Origin of the sequence: Bradyrhizobium sp. CCBAU 25360 (assembly GCF_028128695.1) — a bacterium.
Classification (GTDB): Bacteria; Pseudomonadota; Alphaproteobacteria; order Rhizobiales; family Xanthobacteraceae; genus Bradyrhizobium; species Bradyrhizobium ottawaense.
Genome location: NZ_LBJA01000001.1, coordinates 179,445 through 198,701, shown reverse-complemented (window position 1 = coordinate 198,701; position 19,257 = coordinate 179,445). Strand labels below are relative to the sequence as shown.

Annotated in this window: 17 protein-coding genes; 4 read left to right on the top strand and 13 right to left on the bottom strand. The window is 64.7% G+C overall.

Translation table 11 applies throughout. From position 1 onward, the window contains the following. Nucleotides 1-18: 18 nt before the first annotated feature. The 6 genes from XH81_RS00820 to XH81_RS00795 are packed head-to-tail and all read right to left on the bottom strand — an operon-like array spanning nucleotide 19 to nucleotide 6,383. Complete coding sequence (locus XH81_RS00820; RefSeq protein ID WP_095425628.1) at nucleotides 19-777, bottom strand: SDR family NAD(P)-dependent oxidoreductase; 759 nt, start codon at nucleotides 775-777, stop codon at nucleotides 19-21. After that, entirely contained in the window at nucleotides 774-1,622 is an 849-nt protein-coding gene (locus XH81_RS00815) for a sugar phosphate isomerase/epimerase family protein (RefSeq protein ID WP_271595637.1), read from the bottom strand. Before XH81_RS00815 ends, XH81_RS00820 begins: the two co-directional genes overlap by 4 nt. After that, on the bottom strand, nucleotides 1,619-2,383 hold the full coding sequence (locus XH81_RS00810) for an SDR family oxidoreductase (RefSeq protein WP_271595636.1): 765 nt from the start codon (nucleotides 2,381-2,383) through the stop codon (nucleotides 1,619-1,621). The genes XH81_RS00815 and XH81_RS00810 overlap by 4 nt, the downstream gene beginning before the upstream one ends. Beyond that, entirely contained in the window at nucleotides 2,376-3,065 is a 690-nt protein-coding gene (locus tag XH81_RS00805; RefSeq protein ID WP_271595635.1) for an acylneuraminate cytidylyltransferase family protein, read from the bottom strand. The genes XH81_RS00810 and XH81_RS00805 overlap by 8 nt, the downstream gene beginning before the upstream one ends. After that, complete coding sequence (locus tag XH81_RS00800) at nucleotides 3,065-4,984, bottom strand: N-acetylneuraminate synthase family protein (RefSeq protein ID WP_245448747.1); 1,920 nt, start codon at nucleotides 4,982-4,984, stop codon at nucleotides 3,065-3,067. The genes XH81_RS00805 and XH81_RS00800 overlap by 1 nt, the downstream gene beginning before the upstream one ends. Before the next feature lie 22 nt (nucleotides 4,985-5,006). Then, complete coding sequence (locus XH81_RS00795; protein WP_097668500.1) at nucleotides 5,007-6,383, bottom strand: GHMP family kinase ATP-binding protein; 1,377 nt, start codon at nucleotides 6,381-6,383, stop codon at nucleotides 5,007-5,009. A 197-nt stretch (nucleotides 6,384-6,580) separates the two neighbouring features. Here XH81_RS00795 and XH81_RS00790 point away from each other — a divergent pair, with 197 nt between their 5' ends. Beyond that, a complete protein-coding gene (locus XH81_RS00790; RefSeq protein WP_271595634.1) occupies nucleotides 6,581-8,218 on the top strand; it encodes a carbamoyltransferase family protein in 1,638 nt (545 codons plus the stop codon). A gap of 2 nt (nucleotides 8,219-8,220) precedes the next feature. Here the strand turns inward: XH81_RS00790 and XH81_RS00785 are convergent, their stop codons facing one another. Beyond that, nucleotides 8,221-9,444: a phenylacetate--CoA ligase family protein gene (locus XH81_RS00785; RefSeq protein WP_028143369.1), complete on the bottom strand. Its 1,224-nt coding sequence runs from the start codon at nucleotides 9,442-9,444 to the stop codon at nucleotides 8,221-8,223. Between the two features lie 86 nt (nucleotides 9,445-9,530). On the opposite strand from XH81_RS00785, the gene XH81_RS00780 reads away from it, so the two are divergent. Beyond that, complete coding sequence (locus XH81_RS00780; protein WP_161966401.1) at nucleotides 9,531-10,685, top strand: AGE family epimerase/isomerase; 1,155 nt, start codon at nucleotides 9,531-9,533, stop codon at nucleotides 10,683-10,685. A gap of 4 nt (nucleotides 10,686-10,689) precedes the next feature. Here XH81_RS00780 and XH81_RS00775 read toward each other — a convergent pair whose 3' ends face one another. From XH81_RS00775 to XH81_RS00760, 4 genes are all read right to left on the bottom strand, one after another. After that, on the bottom strand, nucleotides 10,690-11,529 hold the full coding sequence (locus XH81_RS00775) for an ABC transporter ATP-binding protein (protein ID WP_028143367.1): 840 nt from the start codon (nucleotides 11,527-11,529) through the stop codon (nucleotides 10,690-10,692). A gap of 152 nt (nucleotides 11,530-11,681) precedes the next feature. Continuing rightward, complete coding sequence (locus XH81_RS00770) at nucleotides 11,682-12,965, bottom strand: ABC transporter substrate-binding protein (RefSeq protein WP_028143366.1); 1,284 nt, start codon at nucleotides 12,963-12,965, stop codon at nucleotides 11,682-11,684. A gap of 44 nt (nucleotides 12,966-13,009) precedes the next feature. Next, nucleotides 13,010-14,083 carry a branched-chain amino acid ABC transporter permease gene (locus XH81_RS00765; protein WP_028143365.1) on the bottom strand — a complete coding sequence of 358 codons (1,074 nt, stop codon included), beginning with the start codon at nucleotides 14,081-14,083 and terminating at the stop codon, nucleotides 13,010-13,012. Between the two features lie 3 nt (nucleotides 14,084-14,086). Beyond that, nucleotides 14,087-14,980, bottom strand: coding sequence for a branched-chain amino acid ABC transporter permease (locus tag XH81_RS00760; RefSeq protein WP_018317428.1), 894 nt, complete (start codon nucleotides 14,978-14,980; stop codon nucleotides 14,087-14,089). 80 nt (nucleotides 14,981-15,060) lie between these two features. Here XH81_RS00760 and XH81_RS00755 point away from each other — a divergent pair, with 80 nt between their 5' ends. Then, a complete protein-coding gene (locus XH81_RS00755) occupies nucleotides 15,061-15,426 on the top strand; it encodes an endonuclease domain-containing protein (RefSeq protein WP_271595633.1) in 366 nt (121 codons plus the stop codon). Nucleotides 15,427-15,494: 68 nt separating this feature from the next. Here the strand turns inward: XH81_RS00755 and XH81_RS00750 are convergent, their stop codons facing one another. Both XH81_RS00750 and XH81_RS00745 read right to left on the bottom strand, forming a co-directional pair. Then, nucleotides 15,495-17,426: a long-chain fatty acid--CoA ligase gene (locus XH81_RS00750; protein WP_028143363.1), complete on the bottom strand. Its 1,932-nt coding sequence runs from the start codon at nucleotides 17,424-17,426 to the stop codon at nucleotides 15,495-15,497. Continuing rightward, nucleotides 17,423-18,244 (bottom strand): ABC transporter ATP-binding protein, encoded by an 822-nt coding sequence (locus XH81_RS00745; protein WP_028143362.1) that lies wholly within the window; start codon nucleotides 18,242-18,244, stop codon nucleotides 17,423-17,425. The genes XH81_RS00750 and XH81_RS00745 overlap by 4 nt, the downstream gene beginning before the upstream one ends. 337 nt (nucleotides 18,245-18,581) lie before the next feature. On the opposite strand from XH81_RS00745, the gene XH81_RS00740 reads away from it, so the two are divergent. Further along, complete coding sequence (locus XH81_RS00740; protein WP_028143361.1) at nucleotides 18,582-19,256, top strand: Crp/Fnr family transcriptional regulator; 675 nt, start codon at nucleotides 18,582-18,584, stop codon at nucleotides 19,254-19,256. Nucleotide 19,257 lies beyond the last annotated feature (1 nt).

Below are 19,257 nucleotides of genomic sequence, written 5' to 3'. Positions count from 1 at the left end.
TCGAAGGCTCCTGTTCAGCTACCGCAACTGGCCGCCGTCGGCGACCATGATGCTGCCGGTGATGAATGCCGCGCGGGGCGAGACGAGAAAAGCGACGAGGTCGGCTATCTCTTCCGGCTTGCCCAGGCGGCGCAGCGCCACGTCGCGCACGAGCATTTCCTCGACCGCGGCACTGTTTTCCGCAAGCTTGCGCGCCCAGGTGCCGTCCGCCGACAGGATGTTGCCCGGCGCAACCGCATTGATGCGAATGCCTTCGAGCGCCAGAGGCCGCGCCAGGCCGCGCACGGTCGCGTTCAGCGCGGCTTTCGCCGCATGGTAAGTGACGGGCGCGCCAAGCGCCGCCATGCCTGCGATCGAGGAGATGCAGGCGATGGCGCGGTCGCCGCTGCCGCGCGCCATCAGCGGCCGGGCGGCCTCGATCATGTTGGTCGCGGCGAACAGATTGAGGTCCATCACCCGCGACCATTCCGCTGCGGTTTCCTTGCCGGGCGGCACGGAGGCGCCGCTGCCGACATTGCTGACGAGGATATCGAGCCGGCCCCATTGCTTCTCCACGTCCTCGACCAGTGCTTTCGCAGCGGCGGGGTCAGTGACGTCGGCGACGTGGACGGACGAGATGCCCCCAACGCTCGTGCGCGCGGTGTTCAGCGCCTCGGCACCACGTGCCGCGAGCGCGACTTTTGCGCCTTCAGCGGCGAGCGTCGTCGCGATCGCAAGCCCGATCCCGCGGCTGGCGCCGGTGACGAGCGCGACACGATCGGTCAGATCGAGCTTCATCGCACCGCGTCCTCGATCCAGCCGACCGTCATGTCGCGATATTTCGCCAGTGCGCCCGCATGGTCGCCGTCGGCCGCGCGTGCGGTTTGCAGGATGTACTGGCCCTTGTAGCCGGAGCGCTCGATCAGCCGGATCGTCTTGGCAAGGTCGGCGTTGCCGGTGCCGAGCGGCACGGTGGTGCCGCCGCGAATGCGGTCCTTGACGTGCACGTTGAGAATGCGCGGCGCGTAGGCGTCGATCTCCTCGTCGCTGTCATAGCCGAGCGAAGCGCTGTTGCCGCTGTCGTAGTTGATGCCGAAAATTTCGGCCGGAAATGCCTCCATGAACCGGGCAAGCTCGTCCGGCGGCAGATCGGATTCGAAGACGATCTTGACGCTTCTTCTTTTCAACTGTTCGGAGCGTGCGAGCAGCACACGCATCAACGTATCGCGCTCGCTCTCGCGCTCGATCTTGCCGTTGTCGACCAGCGGGATCACGACGAATTCGATGCCGATGCGGCTGCAGGCGGCGACCAGGAGATCGAGGTCGGCGACGAGTGCGTCGCGCACGACGGCATCGACCTTCCAGAACGGTGCCTGCATGAAGCAGTCGCCGGTCAGGCTCGGGATGCGCACGCCGTTCTCGTGCGACAGCGCCAGAATCTCCTGCTGCCCCGGCTCGGTCGTCAGCGGGTTCTCGCGCAGCCGTTCCTGGTCGATGGTCCATTCCATCCGCGTCAGGCCGAGCTCCTTCGCGCGGGGAAACTCGTCCCGCCACTCGTCCCAGGGGAACGCCTGGATCTTGCCGTCGACCAGAGCCGACAGCCGTCCTTGCATGAAGCCGATGCGTTGCAGCGTTGCGGTCACGATTTGCTATCCGAACTGATGGCGAGGCCCTTGGCGATCCAGCCGCCGTCGATGAAGATCTCCTGGCCGGTCACATAGGCGGAGGCTTCCGACGCCAGGAAGACGGCGGCTCCCACCATGTCGGCGGGCTGTCCCCAGCGGCCGAGCATGGTGTGACGGCGCCTCTCTTCGTGCATGACTGGGTCGGCAAAGCTCTTTGCAGTCATCTCGGTCGCGACATAGCCCGGCGCAAGCGCGTTGACGCGGATGCCGTCGGGCGCATAGTCGGCGGCGAGCGCGCGCGTCAGCCCGGCAAGACCCGCCTTCGCCGCCACGTAGCCCGGATTGCCGGGAAAGCCGCGAATCGAGTTGATGCTGGTGACGTTGACGATCGCGGCCGAGCCCGCCTTCTTCAAGAGCGGATAGGCGGCGAGGATGGTGGCGTAGACGCCGGTGAGGTCGGTCGCGACCGTGGCGCGGAAGCGAGCGAGCTCGCTTTCGGCGCTCTGTGGGGAAAGGCTGATGCCGGCGGCATTGACGAGTGCATCGATGCGGCCGCCTTGCGCCGCGATCGTGCGGAACGCGCTTTCGATCGCCTTGTCGTCGGAGAGATCGCAGGCAAGCGCGGCCACACCTTGCGGCGCGGTCCCGGAACGGCTGAGGCCGAACACCGTTGCGCCGGCCTCCTGCAGGCCGGTCGCAATCGCCGCGCCAATGCCGCGCGAGGCGCCGGTCACCACCGCGATCTTGTCCTTGAGCGAGAAGGCGCTGAGATCAGGCATAGCCGTAACTGCGCATGATGGCGGCACAAAGCTTGACGTCCTCGGGACGGTCGATCTGGAACATCTTGTGACGTTCCATCACGTGAAAGCCGATCTTGCCGCCGAGACGGTTATTCTGCTCGCGCAGGAGGGATGGGATCAGGACGTAGAACGAGCCGTTCTCCAAATAGCGCTTCTCGATCTGCTGCCGCATGCGGCGGTTGCGATAATCGTAGTTGATCGGCTCCGGTCCGTTCGCGCCGATATGCCAGTTGAAATAATCCTCGACCTCGCAAACCGAGAGCAGGCTGTCGAGATGATCGCGATCGAAGGTCGCAAGCGCGTTCTCGATGTCGCCCGGTTCGCGGATCGGCGATGTCGCCTGGAGCGCGACGATCCGTTCGAACCGTCCCATCCGCGCATCGGTCGCATCGAGCGCATGCAGCCAGGCAGATTCGGAGGAGGCGAGGTCGCCGGAAATGTCGTCGGGGCGCCGCACGCCGACCGCGCCGGCGGCTTCAGCCGCGGCGAGGATCTGGTCGCTGTCCGAAGACACGGCTACCACATCGACGCCGCGTGCGGCGCGTGCCTGTTCGACCGTCCAGGCGATCAGCGGCTTGCCGCAGAGATCGAGCAGGTTCTTGTGCGGGATGCCCTTCGAGCCGCCGCGCGCGGCGATCACGGCCAGCGTCTGGCGCGCCATCAGATGTGTCCCTCGAGACGCTCGAGCGCGGTCCAGAAACCTTCGCCCATGTTCTTGTGGCCTTGCCAGATCTCCGGAATGAAGGAAGCGCCCGGCGCGTGCTTGCGCAGCACCTGTCCGATGTCGTCGAAATCGATCTCGCCTTCGCCGATCTGAAGACCCTCGCCGTCGAGCCCCTTGGCGTCGCCGAAATGCAGATGCGCGGTGTGCGGCCCGAGCTGGGCGAGGCCTTGCGCAAAGTCGAAGCCGAAATGATTGGCGGCGAGTTTCGTGTGCGAGATGTCGACGCACATGCGCAAGTTATGCTTGGCGCAGAATGCGGCGGACTCGTCCGGGAAGATGAAGATATTCTGGTGGCGCTGGCCGCCGAAATGCCAGGGGAACGGCGCCATGGTTTGCGGCGTCAGCTCGACGCCCTCCATGTCGAGCTCGGTCAAGCTCTGCGCGAAGATGCGGTAGCGCTCGGCCTTCTCCTCCGGCGGCAGCGGCTCGTCCATGGTGAAGCCGCCGATATTGGCGACGATGGGCGGGCGCTTGGTCTTGGGGAAGTACTTCTTCAAGCCGCGGGTAATGTCGATCACCGCCTGGGTCTGCTCCAGCGAATAGCGCCGCAGCGCCTCGTCGGGCGTCGCCAGGTCCATCAGCTTGGAGCCGGCAAACAGCTCCGGTGCATGCACGACGAAGCCGAGATCGTAGGTGCCGGACAGATACGCCGCGGGATCGCGCTCCATGTCGGTGTAGCTGAGATGGAATTCGATGATGTCGGGCTGGCAGATCTCCAGGAAGCGCTCGGCGTCGTGATAGCGCACCGGCACGCCCCACGGACGGTCGAAGCGGTAGCGCCGTGCTTTTGCGGCGCCTTCGTCGAGGTCGCTTTGGAAGAAATAGTCGTCGGCCGCCATCGTCCGCGTCAGCTTGCGGCCGAGCAGCGCCGGCATCTTCAGCGGCGACAGGCCCTGTCCCGGGCTCTTCACCGCGATGTCGGCTTCGGAGATCACGGTGCCGGCCGAAAGGTCGCGCGCGGCCACCAGGCTCTTGGCCAGGTTTTCGCGGTTGATCAATTCGCCCTGGCTCAACGCGCGCTCGACCCGCTTTTCGCCGCGCGCCGCCTCCACCTCGCGGATGCCCGAGACGAGAGCCTTGAATTCCTCCGGCTCCAGGCTTGCAGCATGGTCCGGACCTTCCATTTCCCGGTCGAGGGTGATGTGGCGTTCGATCACGACGGCGCCGAGCGCCACCGCGGCGGTCGAGACGGCAATGCCACGCTCGTGGCCGGAATAGCCGACGACCGGATGAATCTCGCGCAGCGTTTCCATGAAACGCAGATGGATGTTGTGGAGCGCGGCCGGATAGGTGCTCTGGCAATGCAGGAGCACGTAGCCGGCGTTGCGCTCGTCGAGGAATTTCGCCGCGGCCTTGATCTCGTCCGAGGTGCTCATGCCGGTCGAGACGATCAGCGCCTTGCCAGTGGCGGCGAGGCGCGCGAGCAGCGGCAGGTTGGTGAGGTCCGCCGAGGCGACCTTGTAGGCCTGCACGCCGAAACCTTCGAGCACGGCGACACTACTCGCGTCCCAGGGCGTACAGAGATACTGGATGCCCTTGGCCGCGCAATATTCGGCGATCTTCTTCTGCTGCGCCGTCGGAAGCTCGAAGCGGCGCAACAGATCGAGCGTGTATTCGACTGCGAGGTCGTCGTCCTTTCCGGACAGACTCGACGCACGATAGACCTCGTCGAGCTTGCGCATCTGGAACTTGGCGCAATCGGCACCGGCTGCGACCGCGGCATCGACCAGCGCAATGGCGCGGTCGAAGTCGCCATTGTGGTTGTTGCCGATCTCGGCAATGACGTAGCAGGGCTCGCCATCGGCCAGAAGACGGTTGCCGATGCGGACCGGAGCAGGCTGTTTGGGCGATGTCATCAACATTCTCGTCTCATATCCGTCAGGCAAATCGCGCGGGAAAGCGCGACTTCCACGTTCGCAGCCCGTTCTCTTCGAACATGATGCGCGAACAGCTATGTCCCTGTTGTTCCAGCGCGGCGATGAGCTGGTAGCGCTCGAACGGACGTACGAAGAACATGAAGTAACCGCCGCCGCCGGCGCCCAGCAGCTTGCCGCCGACCGCGCCATGCTGCTTGGCGAAATCGTAGATCGCATCGATCGCGTCCGACGAGATCTTCGAGCTCAGCTTCCGTTTGGCGTGCCAGGCGTCGTCGATCAGCCGGCCGCATTCCAGGAGCTGGCCGCGCAGGAGATGCCGCCGGATGTCGCGCGTCACTTCCTTCTGCTTGGCGGCCGCAGCGACAGCGTCGCTGGTCTCGTGCTGTGCCTTCTGATCGCGGTGGATGGCGCCGGAATCTCGGCCCGAGCCGGTGTAGCAGAGCACCAGGCTCTCCTCGAGCTCGGCGATGATGTTGGGGTCGAGACGCAGCGGCACGATGGTGTTTTGGTCGGAGAAGAACTCCATGTGATTGAAGCCGCCGAACACGGTGGCGTACTGGTCCTGCCAGCCGCCGGGGATGTTGAGCATCAGCCGCTCGGCCTGGAACGCCATCTCCGCGATCTCGTGGCGGTCCCACTGGTCGCCGCGGAATTCGTTGAAGCAGCCGATGATGGCGGATGTGACCACGGCCGAGCCGCCGAGGCCGGAGCCGACCGGGAAGTCGGCGGAGACCTCGAGCTCGAACCCGTAAGTCGGCTTGATCAGGCGCACGACGGACTTGATCAGTGCAAGATTCCCGTCGGTTCCGAGCTCTGCGAGATTGTCGGCCTCGATCGTGCTGCGGAAATCGTGCGAATAGATCCGGATGCTGGAATCGCTCCGGCGCCGCAGCGTCGCATGAGCGTACATCTTGATCGTGGCGTTGATGACCGCGCCGCCGTCATTTTCGACGAAATAGTGCGTCAGGTCGGTGCCGCCGCCGGAGAAGCTGATCCGCACCGGCGAGCGGGCGCGAGCGAACACCTCGCTCTCTTCGGACAAATTGAACAGCTCGCGGCTGAACACGTCGACGAGCCGGCCTTCACCATCGAGGATCGGCACCACGTGCACGCGCTGATCGAGCAATTTGAGGATCTGCTCGCGCGGACCGCCGGCCCTCGCCGAGACGAAGTTGCGATTGATGCAGGTCGCAACCCGGTCCTGGATCGTGGTGCCGGTCAGCATGCGCCTGCGGATGTCGCCGTCGGTCACGGCGCCGACGATTCGTCCGCTTGAGTCCTGGGCAAACAGGATGCCGAGCATGTTCGCATTCAGGCGCCGGAAGGCTTCCTCAATGGTCTCGGTCTCGGCGATGGTGACGAGAGTTCGTTCAAGCACGTTTCGGGGTCCAGGAAGGGCCAATTCCAGGCCATATCGCAGCAGGGTTGGTAATACGGGAGCGGCAGGGGCGATGCAAGGTTCCTGCGCCCGGCGGCATCGGGCCAAAATGGCCGGCGTCGAGCGCTTCGGTCGGGCCGGGGCCGATTTACATTGGCCGCGGTTTCTATAGAAGGCTCCCGAGGGGTCCACGCGACATGTATGTGATCGGAATCAGCTCGGGGATCAAGCACGGGCATCACGACGGTGCAGCGGTTTTGCTGCGCGACGGGGAGCTGATCGCTGCTGCCGAGGAGGAGCGCTTCACGCTGGCCAAACATGCGCGCGGCGAGCTGCCGCGCGGGGCGATCGGCTTCTGCCTGAAGCAGGCCGGCATCACCATGCGCGACGTCGACTGGATCTGCTCGCCGCTGAAGACCTACACCAACTACACGCAGCGTCTCACCGAGTATTTCAAGTATCAGTTCGGCCACAGCCCGAAGATCGAGCTCTACGACCATCACCTCTGTCATGCCGCGAGCTCGTTCTACGGCTCCGGTTTCTCGGAGGCGACCGTAGCCTGCTTCGATTTCTCGGGCGATTCCAGCTCCGGTCTCGTCGCCCATGCGCGCGGCAACGACTTCCGCGTGCTGACGCGGTTCGGCCGCAACAACAGTCTCGGGCTCTATTACGGGATGCTGACGCAGTATCTCGGCTATCAGATGACCAATGACGAGTACAAGGTCATGGGCCTGTCGTCCTATGGCAGCCCGGACTATCTTGACAAGTTCGCCAAGCTGCTGCGTCCGAACGGCATCAACTACGAGCTCGATCCCGAGCTCGACAAGCGCAGGCGCGACGCCGAGATCTTCACCAGTGATTTCTCGACGCGGCAGGAGCGCATCTTCACCGAGAAGATGGAGGAGATTCTGGGCCCGCGGCGGTTGCGCGGTCAGCCGCTCGATCGGCGGTTGACCAACATCGCCGCAAGCGGCCAGAAGCAGCTCGAGATCGTCACCACCGAGGTGATCCGCACAGCGATTGCCGAGACCGGCTCCGGTGATGTCTGCATCGCCGGCGGCGTCGGGCTGAACTGCAAGATGAACATGGAGATTGCGGCCGAGCCGTCCGTCAAGCGTCTCTACGTTCCGCCGGTGCCGCATGATGCCGGCGTGGCGCTCGGCGCCGCGATGATGAAATGCGCGGAGGCGGGCCACGCCATCGCACCGCTGACGCACGCCTATTGGGGACCGGAATATTCCAACGACACGATCCGGGAGATGCTGGACAAGATCGGCGCGCGGTTCGAGCTGCTCGACGATCCCGTGTCGCGCTGCGTCACCGATTTGACCGAGCAGAAGACGGTCGGCTGGTTCCAGGGGCGGATGGAGTATGGCCCGCGCGCGCTCGGCAACCGCTCGATCCTGGCCGATCCCAGGCATGCGGGCATGAAGGACCGCATCAACCTCACCATCAAATATCGCGAGGAATTCCGCCCGTTCTGTCCGTCCGTGCTGTACGAAAGTCAGGCCGAGTATTTCGAGGACACGTTCGACGCGCCCTTCATGGTGGTGACGTTCCCGGTCAATCAGAAGGTTGCCGAGACCATGCCCGCGGTGGTCCACGTCGACAACACCGCGCGCATCCAGAGCGTCCATGCGGACAGCAACCCGCTCTATAGCCACCTGATCGGCGAGTTCGCGAAGGCGACCTCGTTGCCGGTTCTGATCAACACCAGCCTCAACATCAACGAGCAGCCGACGGTGAACGCACCGCTGGAGGCGCTGCACACCTATTTCTGCTCGGGGCTGGACGTCTTGTATCTCGGTAACTATCGGCTCTCGAAGTCGAGCTGAGACTAGCGTTCGTCCGCAATCACCTTGCCGTCGTTCGGCAGCGCGCCGGGATTGACGAACTCGACGCTTCCGCCGAGTTTCGTCACGGCGCGCAAGCTGGTCGCAATTTCCTCGCGCAGGGCGTCACTCGTGGCCGCCGTTTCCGCCTTCAGCGTCATTGCGTCGGTCTCGCCCTGCCGTGTGACGACGAGGCGCAGTCTTCCGAGCGCAGAATGACGCTTGCCGATCTCGGCGATCTGCTCTGGACGGATGAACATGCCCTTGACCTTGGTGGTCTGGTCGGCGCGGCCCATCCAACCCTTGATGCGCATGTTGGTGCGGCCGCACTTGCTTGGGCCCGGCAGCGCTGCGGTGAGGTCGCCGAGGGCGAGCCGGATCCAGGGATGGTGCGGATCGAGCGACGTTACCACGATCTCGCCGACGTCGCCCGGCGCAACGGGATCGCCGGTGCCGGGCTTGACGATCTCCATGATCAGATCCTCGTTCACGACCATGCCCTCGCGCGCCTCGGTCTCGAACGCGATGAGGCCGAGATCGGCGGTGCCGAAGGCCTGGTAGGCATCGATGCCGCGCGCCTTGATCTCGGCCTGCAGCGAGGGCGGGAACGCCGCCCCGGAAACCAGTGCGCGCTTGATCGAGGAGACGTCCCGTCCCGAACTCGCTGCGGCATCGAGCAATATCTTCAGGAAGTCCGGCGTGCCGCTGTAACCGACCGGGCGGTAGGCCTCGATCAGCTCGAATTGCTGTTCGGTGTTGCCGGGCCCTGCCGGGATCACGGCGCAGCCGAGCGCGCGCGCTGAGGCATCGAAAATGAAGCCGCCGGGGGTGAGATGGTAGCTGAAGGTGTTGAGGACGATGTCATCGGGTCGGAACCCGGCCGCGAACAACGCCCTTGCGCCGCGCCAGGGATCGGCCTGCCGCCCCTCCGGTTCGAAAATGGGCCCTGGGGAGGTGAAGAGGCGGGCAAACGACCCCGGCGCCGACGCCACGAAGCCTCCGAAGGGCGCCGAGGCCTTGTGCAGGGCGGGCAGTTCCGACTTGCGCAATACCGGCAGGCCCGCCAGCGCCTCCCGGGAGGTCACGGCGGCGGGATCGAGACCTCTCAGCCGCTCGGCATAGGCCGGGGCGGCCATCGCGGCTCGCAGCACCTCCGGCAGGCGGGAGAACAGATCGGCCTCGCGGGCGGCTTGTTCGCGCGTCTCGCGGGCATCGTAGTGGGCGGTCATGGCTGTTCTTTCCGTGTTGGCATCCGTTGCGCGCCGCCGCTGGCGTGGGTATCAGACGGCGATCGGCGAGGCCTGGAGAGGACGCGATGGCGGACGAAGGAATCATTGCGGCGGAGGAGGCGACGGACGTCGTCGCGCGCCTGAAGCGCCGCATGATCGAGGAGGCGCTGCCGCTGTGGTCGACCGTCGGCTGGGATCCTGCCGCAGGCGGCTTCATCGACCGGCTGCACCGCGACGGAGCCGCGGATGCGGCCGCGCCACGGCGCGTGTTCGTGCAGGCCCGGCAGATCTATTGCTACGCGAAGGCCGCGCAAATGGGCTGGTACCCTGAGGGCCGCGCCATCGCGCTGAAGGGGCTGGAGCATCTGCTCAGCAAAGCCAAAGCGCCCGACGGCCGGCCGGGCTATGTGCACCGGCTGACGCCGGAAGGTGCGGTGCTGGACGGCCGGCGCGATGCCTACGACCACGCTTTCATCCTGTTTGCGCTCGCGACCGTCTACACGCTCGACCAGGACGCGCAGGTTCGTGCCGAGATCGACGCGCTGCTCGCTTTCCTCGACAGCCATCTCCGCTCGCCGCATGGAGGCGTGCACGAAGGCCTTCCGGTGTCGCTGCCGCGCCGGCAGAACCCGCACATGCATCTGTTCGAGGCGATGATCGCGTGTTTCGACGCGACCCACGACCTGTCGTTCCAGAACCGTGCGGGCGAGTTCTTCGCGCTGTTCCTGGCCAATCTCTACGACAAGCAGAAGCGCATCCTGACCGAGTATTTCGAGGAAGACTGGTCGAAGATCGAGCCGGTCAGCGTCGAGCCCGGCCACCAGGCGGAATGGGTCTGGCTGCTGAAGGGGTTCGAGCGCATCACGGGATGCCCGACTGGACAGCGGCGTGCCGAGTTGCTTGCGACCTCGATGCGCTATCGCGACGAGGCCACGGGCTGCCTGGTCGACGAAGGCGACGACATCGGCAATATCCGCCGCAGCGCGCGCCGGCTGTGGCCGCAGACCGAGATCGCGAAGGCGTGGATCGCGCAGGCCGAATCCGGCGAGGCGGGCGCGGCGGACGAGGCGCGCGCGGCGCTGGTGCGGCTCGAACGGCATTATCTCAGCCATCCCGTGAGGGGCGGCTGGTACGACCAGTTCGATCGCGACGGCAAATCGCTGATCGACACCATTCCTGCGTCGTCGTTCTATCATGTTCTCTGCGCGGTCACGGAAGCGGAGCAGGTGCTCGAACCCTAAAAGTTCAGAGCCAGCGCTTGCGCCGCTTGAAGCTCTTGAGGTTCTTGAAGCTCTTGCGCTGGTCGCCGGCCCCGCCGAGGTAGAATTCCTTGACGTCCTCGTTGTCGCGCAATTCGTCGGCGGTGCCGTCGAGCACGACCTTGCCCTGCTCCATGATGTAGCCGTGGCTCGCCACCGACAGCGCGGCGCGGGCGTTCTGCTCGACGAGGAGGATGGTGACGCCGAGGTCGCGGTTGATCTTCTGGATGATGGAGAACACCTCTTTCACCAGCAGCGGCGACAGGCCCATCGACGGCTCGTCCATCAGGATCATCTTCGGGCGCGCCATCAGCGCGCGGCCGATCGCGAGCATCTGCTGCTCGCCGCCGGAGAGATAGCCGGCAAGGCCGGTGCGTTCCTTCAGGCGCGGGAAATAGTTGAAGACCATGTCGAGATCGGCATCGACCTCGCGGTCCCTGCGGGTGAAGGCGCCGAGCTTGAGGTTCTCCAGCGAGGTCATGTCGGCGACGATGCGCCGACCCTCCATCACCTGGAAGATGCCGCGGCGGACGATCTTGTCGGGGTCGATGCCGTTGATCCGCTCATTATCGAACACGATTTCGCCGCGTGTGACCTCGCCGTCCTCGGTCTTGAGCAGCCCCGAGATCGCCTTCAGCGTCGTCGATTTGCCGGCGCCGTTGGCGCCCAGCAGCGCCACGATCGCACCCTTGGGTACGTCGAGGCTGAGGCCGCGCAGCACCAGGATGACGTCGTCATAGACCACTTCGATGTTGCGCACTGCGAGCAGGGCGGCGGGCGGCACGGCGGTCGGCTTGCTGCGGGATGCTTCGAGGGTGTCGGTCATGCGTCTTCATTCTCCGCTGTCGTCAGAGCTTCTTCCGTCATTCCGGGGCGGTCCGCAGGACCGAACCCGGAATCTCGAGGTTCTCAGGTGCGCAATTGCGCACCATAGTTCGCCTCTTCGAGGCGCCCCGGAACGACGGTCAGATCAGGCGCTCACCAGCCCAGCAATTCCGGCTTGCGCGGCAGCTCGACGGTCTTGACCTTCTCGAGCTTGATCGTGCCCTTGGCCATGAGGTCGTTGAGGTCGCCGTCGGTCGCGCCAGAAACCTTGGTGCGATAGAGATCGACCTTCAGCGTGCCGCGATGGTCCTTGTCGGTCCAGGTCGAGGGATTGCAGACGCCTTCCATGCCGGCCGGCACCCAATCCTTCTTCTGGTAGAAGCCCTTGGCGACGTTGTCTCCGGTAGCGCCGCCGTTCTTGGCAGCCCAGTCGATCGCCTCCTTCATGTACAGCGCAGAGCAGACCGCCGCGACGTAGTGCACGGGACGGTAGACCTTGCCGCTGGCGTCGGACATCTTCGAGATCTCCATCAGCGTCTTCATGCCGGGCGCGTCGCCGCCCCAGCTCACCGCGGTGCGCAAGGGGAAGATCACGCCGTTAGCGGCATCTCCGGCCGTCTTGGCGGCGTTCTCGTCCATGCCCCAGACATTCCCCATGAACTGGATCTCGACGCCGGCGGTCTTGCAGGCCTTCATCACCGAGATGTTGGACGCCGCGGTGTTGCCGAGATAGGCGTAGTTGGCGCCCGAGGATTTCAGGCTCAGGCACTGGGCGCTGTAGTCGCCCGGCGCGAGCGCGAACACCAGCGGCGGCAGCACCTCGAAGCCGAGCTCCTGCGCCATCGCTTCACCGGCGGCCTTCGGCGCGTTCGGATAGGGATGGTTGGCGCCCATGTGCACGAATTTCGGCTTGCCGGACTTGCCTTTGGCCTTCCAGTCCTCGGCCGCCCACATCAGCATCGCGCGCAGCGAGTCCGAATAGCTCGGGCCGTAGAAGAAATTGTAAGGAGCGGGCTTGGCCTTGCCGCTGACGCCTTCGGGATCGGTGAGGGCGGCAGCATAGGAGCCGGACATGTCGGGGATCTTGTCCTGAGCGAGGAAGCCGGTCAGCGCCTCGGTGTCGGCGGTGCCCCAACCCATGATCGCGGCGACCTTGCTGTCCGGCGCCGACCACTTCTTGTAGAGCGCGATCGCGCGCGGCACCTGGTAGCCATAGTCGTTGGTGTCGACGTTGAGCTGCTTGCCGCCGACGCCGCCGTTCTTGTTGACCCAGGCGAAGGTGTCGGCGACGGCCTGGCCATAGGGCGTGCCGACGTCGGAGGTGCCGCCGGAATAGTCGGCGAGGTGCCCGATCGCGATCTGCGCCTGTGCGCCGGCCGAGAATGCGGCGATCGCGACGGCGAGCGAGGCGGTGCTCAAAAGGGATTTCATCGTCATGGGTCGGTTCCTCCTGTTTATTGTTTAAGTGAAGTTGCCCGCGCTCAATGCGAGAACGGGTAGAGTTTCCAATACGCCTTGATCTGCCGCCAGCGATGCGCGAGCCCGTCGGGTTCGAACATCAGGAAGGCGATGATGATCACCCCGATCGCGATTTCGCGCAGGAAGGTGATGTTGGTGTTGAGTGACAGCGCCTTGTCGATCGCGCCGCCCTTCAAATAATGGCTGATGAACTCCATCCCTTCGGGCAGCAGCACCACGAAGGCGGTGCCCATCAGCGTGCCCATGATCGAGCCGGTACCGCCGATGATGATCATGGCCAGGAACAGGATCGAGCGCTCGATGCCGAAGCCTTCCTGCGACACCACGAGCTGGTAGTGCGCGTAGAGCGCGCCGGCGATGCCTGCGAAGAAGGCGGCGAGCCCGAACGATAGCGTACGGTATTTGGTGAGGTTGATGCCCATGATCTCGGCAGAGAGATAATGGTCGCGGATCGCCACCAGCGCACGGCCGTCGCGGGTGCGCATCAGGTTGGTGACGAGGATGTAGCTGAGCAGCACATAGGCCAGCACGACGTAGAAATACTGTTTGTCGCCGCGCAGGGTGTAGCCGAAGATCGAGAACGGGTTGGCGCTCGCCGGCACCGAGCCGCCGGTGAACCATTCGGCGCGGGAGAAGAAGTCGAGCAGGATATACTGCGCGGCCAGCGTCGCGATGACGAGATAGAGCCCCTTCAGCCGCGCCGCAGGGATGCCGAAGATCAGGCCGACCAGCGCGGTGACGACGCCGGCGAGCGGGATCGCGAAGAACACCGGGATCGGCGCGCTGTTGGAGATGTAGGCCGAGGTGAAGGCGCCGAGCAGGAAGAAGGCGGCATGCCCGATCGAGATCTGGCCGGTGAAGCCGACCAGGATGTTCAGCCCGAGCGCCGCGATCGAGAAGATGCCGATCTGGATCAGGATGCTGAGCCAGTATCCGCTGAAGAATTGCGGCGCGAGGCATAGCAACAGCACGCCTGCGATGGCGAAGTTGCGGCTGGTCGTGGTCGGGAAGATCGTGGTGTCGGCCGCATAAGAGGTGCGGAAATCACCAGCAGGAATGAGGGCAGGGCCGGCCATGGGTCAGATCCGCTCGATGTCGTGGGTGCCGAACAGCCCGTAGGGCTTGATCATCAGCACGATGATGAGGACGTAGAACGGCGCGATCTCGTAGAGATTGCCCCAGTGCAGGTACTCGCTGTCGACATATTGTGCGACGTTCTCGAGCAGGCCGATGATGATGCCGCCGAGCACGGCGCCGCCGACGGAATCGAGCCCGCCGAGGATCGCCGCCGGAAACACCTTGATGCCGTAGGCGGCAAGGCCCGAAGACACGCCGTTCACGACCGCAACGACGACGCCCGCGACCGCCGACACCGTCGCCGAGATCGCCCAGGCCATCGCGAACACGCTCTTCACGGAAATGCCGAGCGATTGCGCGACCTGCTGGTTGAATGCGGTGGCGCGCATCGCAAGGCCGTATTTGGAGGCACGGAAGAACCAGGCCATGCCGATCATCATGGCGACGGAGACCACCAGGCTCATGACATAGACGGTCTGGATCTGTAAGCCCAGCAAGCTGACCGACTGGCTCTCGAACACGCGCGGGAACGGCTGCGGATTGACGCCGAACATCCATTTCAGCGTTGCCTGGAGCACGGTGGAGAGGCCGATCGTCACCATGATCACGGAAATGATGGGCTCGCCGATCATCGGCCGCAGGATCAGGACCTGGACCGCGATGCCGAACACGAACATGAACACGAGCGTCATCGGCATGCCGATCCAGAACGGCACCTGATATTTGGCAAGCAGCGCCCAGCACACCCAGGCGCCGACCAGCAGCAATTCACCTTGCGCGAAGTTGACGACCTGGGTCGCCTTGTAGATCAGCACGAACGACATCGCGACCACGCCATAGAGCGTGCCGACCACGAGGCCGTTGACCAGGAGCTGGATGAGGAAGGCGGTGTTCATGGATGGTGGACCTTTCGCCTCTCCCCGCGCGCGGGGAGAGGCCGACGCGCAAAGCGCGGCGGGTGAGGGGGAGCTTCCGCATGCGAGGTGCTGATGAGGGCAAGACGGAGCGCGCCAGGCATTTGCGTGCCGCATTGACTGATGCGGAGGGGACGTTCTGGTATCGCCTCCGTGCACGCCGGCTCAACGGTTACAAATTCGTTCGGCAGGAGCCGATTGGCCCATACACTGTCGACTTCATTTGCCGCGAGGTCCGGCTGATCATTGAAGTTGACGGTGGCCAACACGCCGACAGTGCGCAGGACGCAGTGCGGGACAAATGGCTGATCGACCGAAACTATCGAATTTTGCGGTTCTGGAACAAGGACGTTTCGAGCAATTTGGTCAGCGTTCTCGAAACAATTGTCACTGCCCTCGCGGAGGCTCCCCCTCACCCGGATCGCTGACGCGCTCCGGCCTCTCCCCGCAAGCGGGGAGAGGCGAAGGGCAGCACCGCTCGCGACGGTAGACCGTGTCACTCCGCCGCCTCCGCCATGTGCCCGGGTCCGCCGAGATCCACCACACGCAGCGTCGTCCGCACCCGCTGCGTGGTGCCGTCCTGGAAGCGGATCACGGTGTCGACGGGGATGTCGGCATCGCCGCGGTAGATGGCATCGATGATGCCTTCGTATTTCTCGTTGATGACGCTGCGCCGCACCTTTCGCGTGCGGGTGAGCTCGCCGTCGTCGGCGTCGAGCTCCTTGTAGAGCAGCAGGAAGCGCGAGATGCGCTGCGCCGGCGGCAGCGTGGCGTTGACGGTCTCGACTTCCTTGCGGAGCAGCGCATAGACCTCGGGGCGCGAGGCGAGGTCGCTGTAGGTCGTGAACGAGAGCCGGTTCTTCTCCGCCCATTTCGAGATGATGGAGTAGCGGATGCAGATCATCGCCGCGAGCGCATCACGGCCGGCCCCGAGCACCACGGCTTCGGCGATATAGGGCGAGAACTTCAGCTTGTTCTCGATGAACTGCGGCGAAAAGCGTTCGCCGCGCGAGGTCTCGGCGAGATCCTTGATGCGGTCGATGACGACGAGCTGCTGGTTCGCGTTGAAATAGCCGGCGTCGCCCGACAACATCCAGCCGTCCTTGATGTCGGCGACGCTCGCCTCGGGATTCTTGTAGTAGCCGAGGAACATGTTGGGATGCCGCACCACGATCTCGCCGACGCCATGGACGTCGGCATTGTCGATGCGGATCTCGACTTCGTCGGACATCGGCACGCCCGTGGTGTCGGGATCGACCTTGCCCTCGGGATGCAGCGTATAGGCCCCCAGCAGCTCGGTCTGGCCGTACAGGGTGCGCAGCGGCACGCCCATGGCCTGGAAGAACTTGAAGGTCTCGGGCCCGAGCGCCGCGCCGCCGGTCGCGGCCGAGCGCAGCCGGGTGAAACCGAGGCGATCGCGCAGCGCGCGGAACAGGATGGCGTCGGCAAGGCCCGAGCGCTTGCCGTGTTCGAGCGCGGCGAGGCCGCTCTTCATGCCGACGTCGAACAGGCGCTGCTTGAGAGGCGTCGCGTCCATCACCTTGGCGCGGACGTCGGCGGCGATGGATTCCCAAACCCTTGGGGCAAAGAGCACGAATGTCGGCGCGATCTCGCGCAGATCGTTCATCATCGTGTCGGGCTCTTCGACGAAGTTGATCTTCATCCGGCAGAGCAGGCCTTTGCCGAGCACGTAGACCTGCTCCATGATCCACGGCAGCGGCAGCACCGAGACGTATTCGTCGTCCGGGCCCTTGGGGTCGAAGGCGAGATAAGTTGCACAATGGCCAAGCACGCGTCCGGCGGCGAGCATGGCGAGCTTGGGATGGGACGTGGTGCCAGACGTCGTGCAGAGGATCGCGACGTCCTCGCCCTTGGTGGCATCGACCAGCCTGTCGTAGAGCTCCGGCTCCCGCGCGGCACGGGCCCGGCCGAGCTCGGCAAAGCTCTCCGCCGACATCAGCCTGGGATCGTCGTATTTCCGCATCCCGCGCGGATCGGAATAGATGATGTGCTTCAGCTTCGGCGCGCGGTCGGCGAGGGTGAGCAGCTTGTCGACCTGCTCCTCGTCCTCGGCGAAGACGAGCTGCGCCTCGCCATAGTTGAGGAGATAGGAAGCCTCCTCGTCCAGCACGTCGCGATAAAGTCCGAGGCTGAGGCCGCCGATGGCGTGCGTCGCCACTTCCGCCGCCACCCAGTCCGGCCGGTTGTCGCCGATGATGCCGATGACGTCGCCGCGGCCAAGGCCCATTTCGAGAAGACCGAGCGCAAAGTCGCGCACGCGGGTCTGGTAGTCGCTCCAGGTGAACAGCCGCCAGAGCCCGAGATCCTTCTCGCGCAATGCGATCTCGTTGCCATGCTCCTTCGCATTGAGCCGGAGCATCTTCGGATAGGTGTCGGCCTGTGCGACGCGGCCTGCGTAATCCATCATGCCGCGCTCTCCTGCGCGGGTGCAGCGTCATCCGGATCGACCAGCACCTCGTCTTCTTCACCAAGATAGGCCCGCCTGACGTGGGGATCGGCGAGCACCGTCGCCGGATCGCCTTCGGCGATCTTCTTGCCGAAATCCAGCACCATGACGCGGTGGGAGATGTCCATCACCACGCCCATGTCGTGCTCGATCATCACCACCGTCATCCCGAATTCCTCGTTGAGATCGACGATGTAGCGGGCCATGTCCTCCTTCTCCTCGAAGTTCATGCCGGCCATCGGCTCGTCGAGGAGAATGAGACGCGGCTCCAGCGCCATGGCACGGGCGAGCTCCACGCGCTTGCGCAGGCCGTAGGAGAGGGTGCCGGCTTGCGCCTTCCGCACCGACTGCAGGTCGAGGAAGTCTATGATCTCCTCGACCTTGCGGCGGTGCTCGAGCTCCTCCTTGCGCGCGCCGGTGAGCCAGTACAGCGAGCCTGTGAGGAAATTGTTCTTCAGGAGGTGATGGCGCCCGACCATGATGTTGTCGAGCACGCTCATGTGGTGGAACAGCGCCAGGTTCTGGAAGGTGCGGCCGATGCCGAGCGAGGCGCGGGCGTTCGGCGTCAGGGCCGTGATGTCGCGGCCCTGGTAGAACAGCTGGCCTTCGGTCGGCTTGTAGCGGCCGGAAATACAGTTCACGATCGAGGTCTTGCCGGCGCCGTTGGGGCCGATGATCGAGAACAGCTCGCCCTCCCTAATGGAGAAGCCGACGTCGGTCAGCGCCCGGACGCCGCCGAATCGCAAGGACACGTCGCGCACTTCAAGACTGGTAGCCACCAAACGAAACCCTCCCGGTGATGGCGCTTTTTAGTGGCGCTCTTCGTCCGTTCCTGCCCAGCGATCCTAGTACGGTGGTGCCGGTGAGGCCATGCAGCAGATGGTCTCGACCGGAGCCGCGCCACTCTCGTTCCCGTCAGGGATCAAAAGCCGCATCGTCCGAGGTGGTCCTCAATAGGGGAAAGCGCTATTTTGAAATGTCTCGCGGCTGACAATTCTGCGACAAAGTTTGCCGGGCGGCGGCGGCCTTCATCTTTCGTCGGATGGCGGTTGGAATCATCATGCTGCAATGCAGCAGAAGATGGAGTGACGAAACGGTGCGGCTGGCCGCGAGATCATGATTTCAGAAGATCAACTGAAGCGCGTCGCCGCCTGGTCGCGCGAGCTCACGCAAGCGGAGATCGAGGTCGCGCGCGCCGGAATCACGGAGCGGTCCTACGGCACCGGCGAGACCGTGTTCATGCGCGGTGATATTTTTGCCTATTGGGCCGGCATGGTGGGCGGCCTTGCCCGCATGGGCGGGGTCTCCAGGGACGGCAAGGAGACCAGCCTCGCCGGGCTGACGGCGGGGGCCTGGTTCGGCGAGGGCAGTGTGCTCAAGAACGAGCCGCGCCGCTATGACGTGGTCGCGCTGCGCGACAGCCGCGTCGCGCTGATGGAACGCAGCGCCTTCATGTGGCTGTTCGAGAACAGCGTCGGCTTCAACCGCTTTCTGGTGCGCCAGCTCAACGAACGGCTCGGCCAGTTCATCGGCATGCTCGAGGTCAACCGCACGCTGGATGCCACCGCGCGCCTCGCCCGCAGCATCGCCTCACTGTTCAATCCGATCCTCTATCCGGAATCGACCGCTCATCTGGAGATCACCCAGGAGGAGATCGGTGCGCTCTCCGGCATGTCCCGCCAGAACGCCAACCGCGCGCTGAACCGGCTGGAGAAGGAGGGACTGCTGCGGCTCGAATATGGGGGCGTCACCATCCTCGATATCGAGCGGCTGCGCGGGTATGGGGAGTAGG

Excerpts from the sequence above, each read along its gene's own strand:
- XH81_RS00775 (WP_028143367.1), bottom strand. The coding sequence starts at position 11,529 with ATGACCGACACCCTCGAAGCATCCCGCAGCAAGCCGACCGCCGTGCCG.
- XH81_RS00740 (WP_028143361.1), top strand. The coding sequence starts at position 18,582 with ATGATTTCAGAAGATCAACTGAAGCGCGTCGCCGCCTGGTCGCGCGAG.
- XH81_RS00820 (WP_095425628.1), bottom strand. The coding sequence starts at position 777 with ATGAAGCTCGATCTGACCGATCGTGTCGCGCTCGTCACCGGCGCCAGC.
- XH81_RS00780 (WP_161966401.1), top strand. The coding sequence starts at position 9,531 with ATGGCGGACGAAGGAATCATTGCGGCGGAGGAGGCGACGGACGTCGTC.
- XH81_RS00765 (WP_028143365.1), bottom strand. The coding sequence starts at position 14,083 with ATGGCCGGCCCTGCCCTCATTCCTGCTGGTGATTTCCGCACCTCTTAT.
- XH81_RS00750 (WP_028143363.1), bottom strand. The coding sequence starts at position 17,426 with ATGATGGATTACGCAGGCCGCGTCGCACAGGCCGACACCTATCCGAAG.
- XH81_RS00790 (WP_271595634.1), top strand. The coding sequence starts at position 6,581 with ATGTATGTGATCGGAATCAGCTCGGGGATCAAGCACGGGCATCACGAC.
- XH81_RS00785 (WP_028143369.1), bottom strand. The coding sequence starts at position 9,444 with ATGACCGCCCACTACGATGCCCGCGAGACGCGCGAACAAGCCGCCCGC.
- XH81_RS00770 (WP_028143366.1), bottom strand. The coding sequence starts at position 12,965 with ATGACGATGAAATCCCTTTTGAGCACCGCCTCGCTCGCCGTCGCGATC.
- XH81_RS00810 (WP_271595636.1), bottom strand. The coding sequence starts at position 2,383 with ATGCCTGATCTCAGCGCCTTCTCGCTCAAGGACAAGATCGCGGTGGTG.
- XH81_RS00800 (WP_245448747.1), bottom strand. The coding sequence starts at position 4,984 with ATGACATCGCCCAAACAGCCTGCTCCGGTCCGCATCGGCAACCGTCTT.
- XH81_RS00805 (WP_271595635.1), bottom strand. The coding sequence starts at position 3,065 with ATGGCGCGCCAGACGCTGGCCGTGATCGCCGCGCGCGGCGGCTCGAAG.
- XH81_RS00755 (WP_271595633.1), top strand. The coding sequence starts at position 15,061 with ATGCGAGGTGCTGATGAGGGCAAGACGGAGCGCGCCAGGCATTTGCGT.
- XH81_RS00760 (WP_018317428.1), bottom strand. The coding sequence starts at position 14,980 with ATGAACACCGCCTTCCTCATCCAGCTCCTGGTCAACGGCCTCGTGGTC.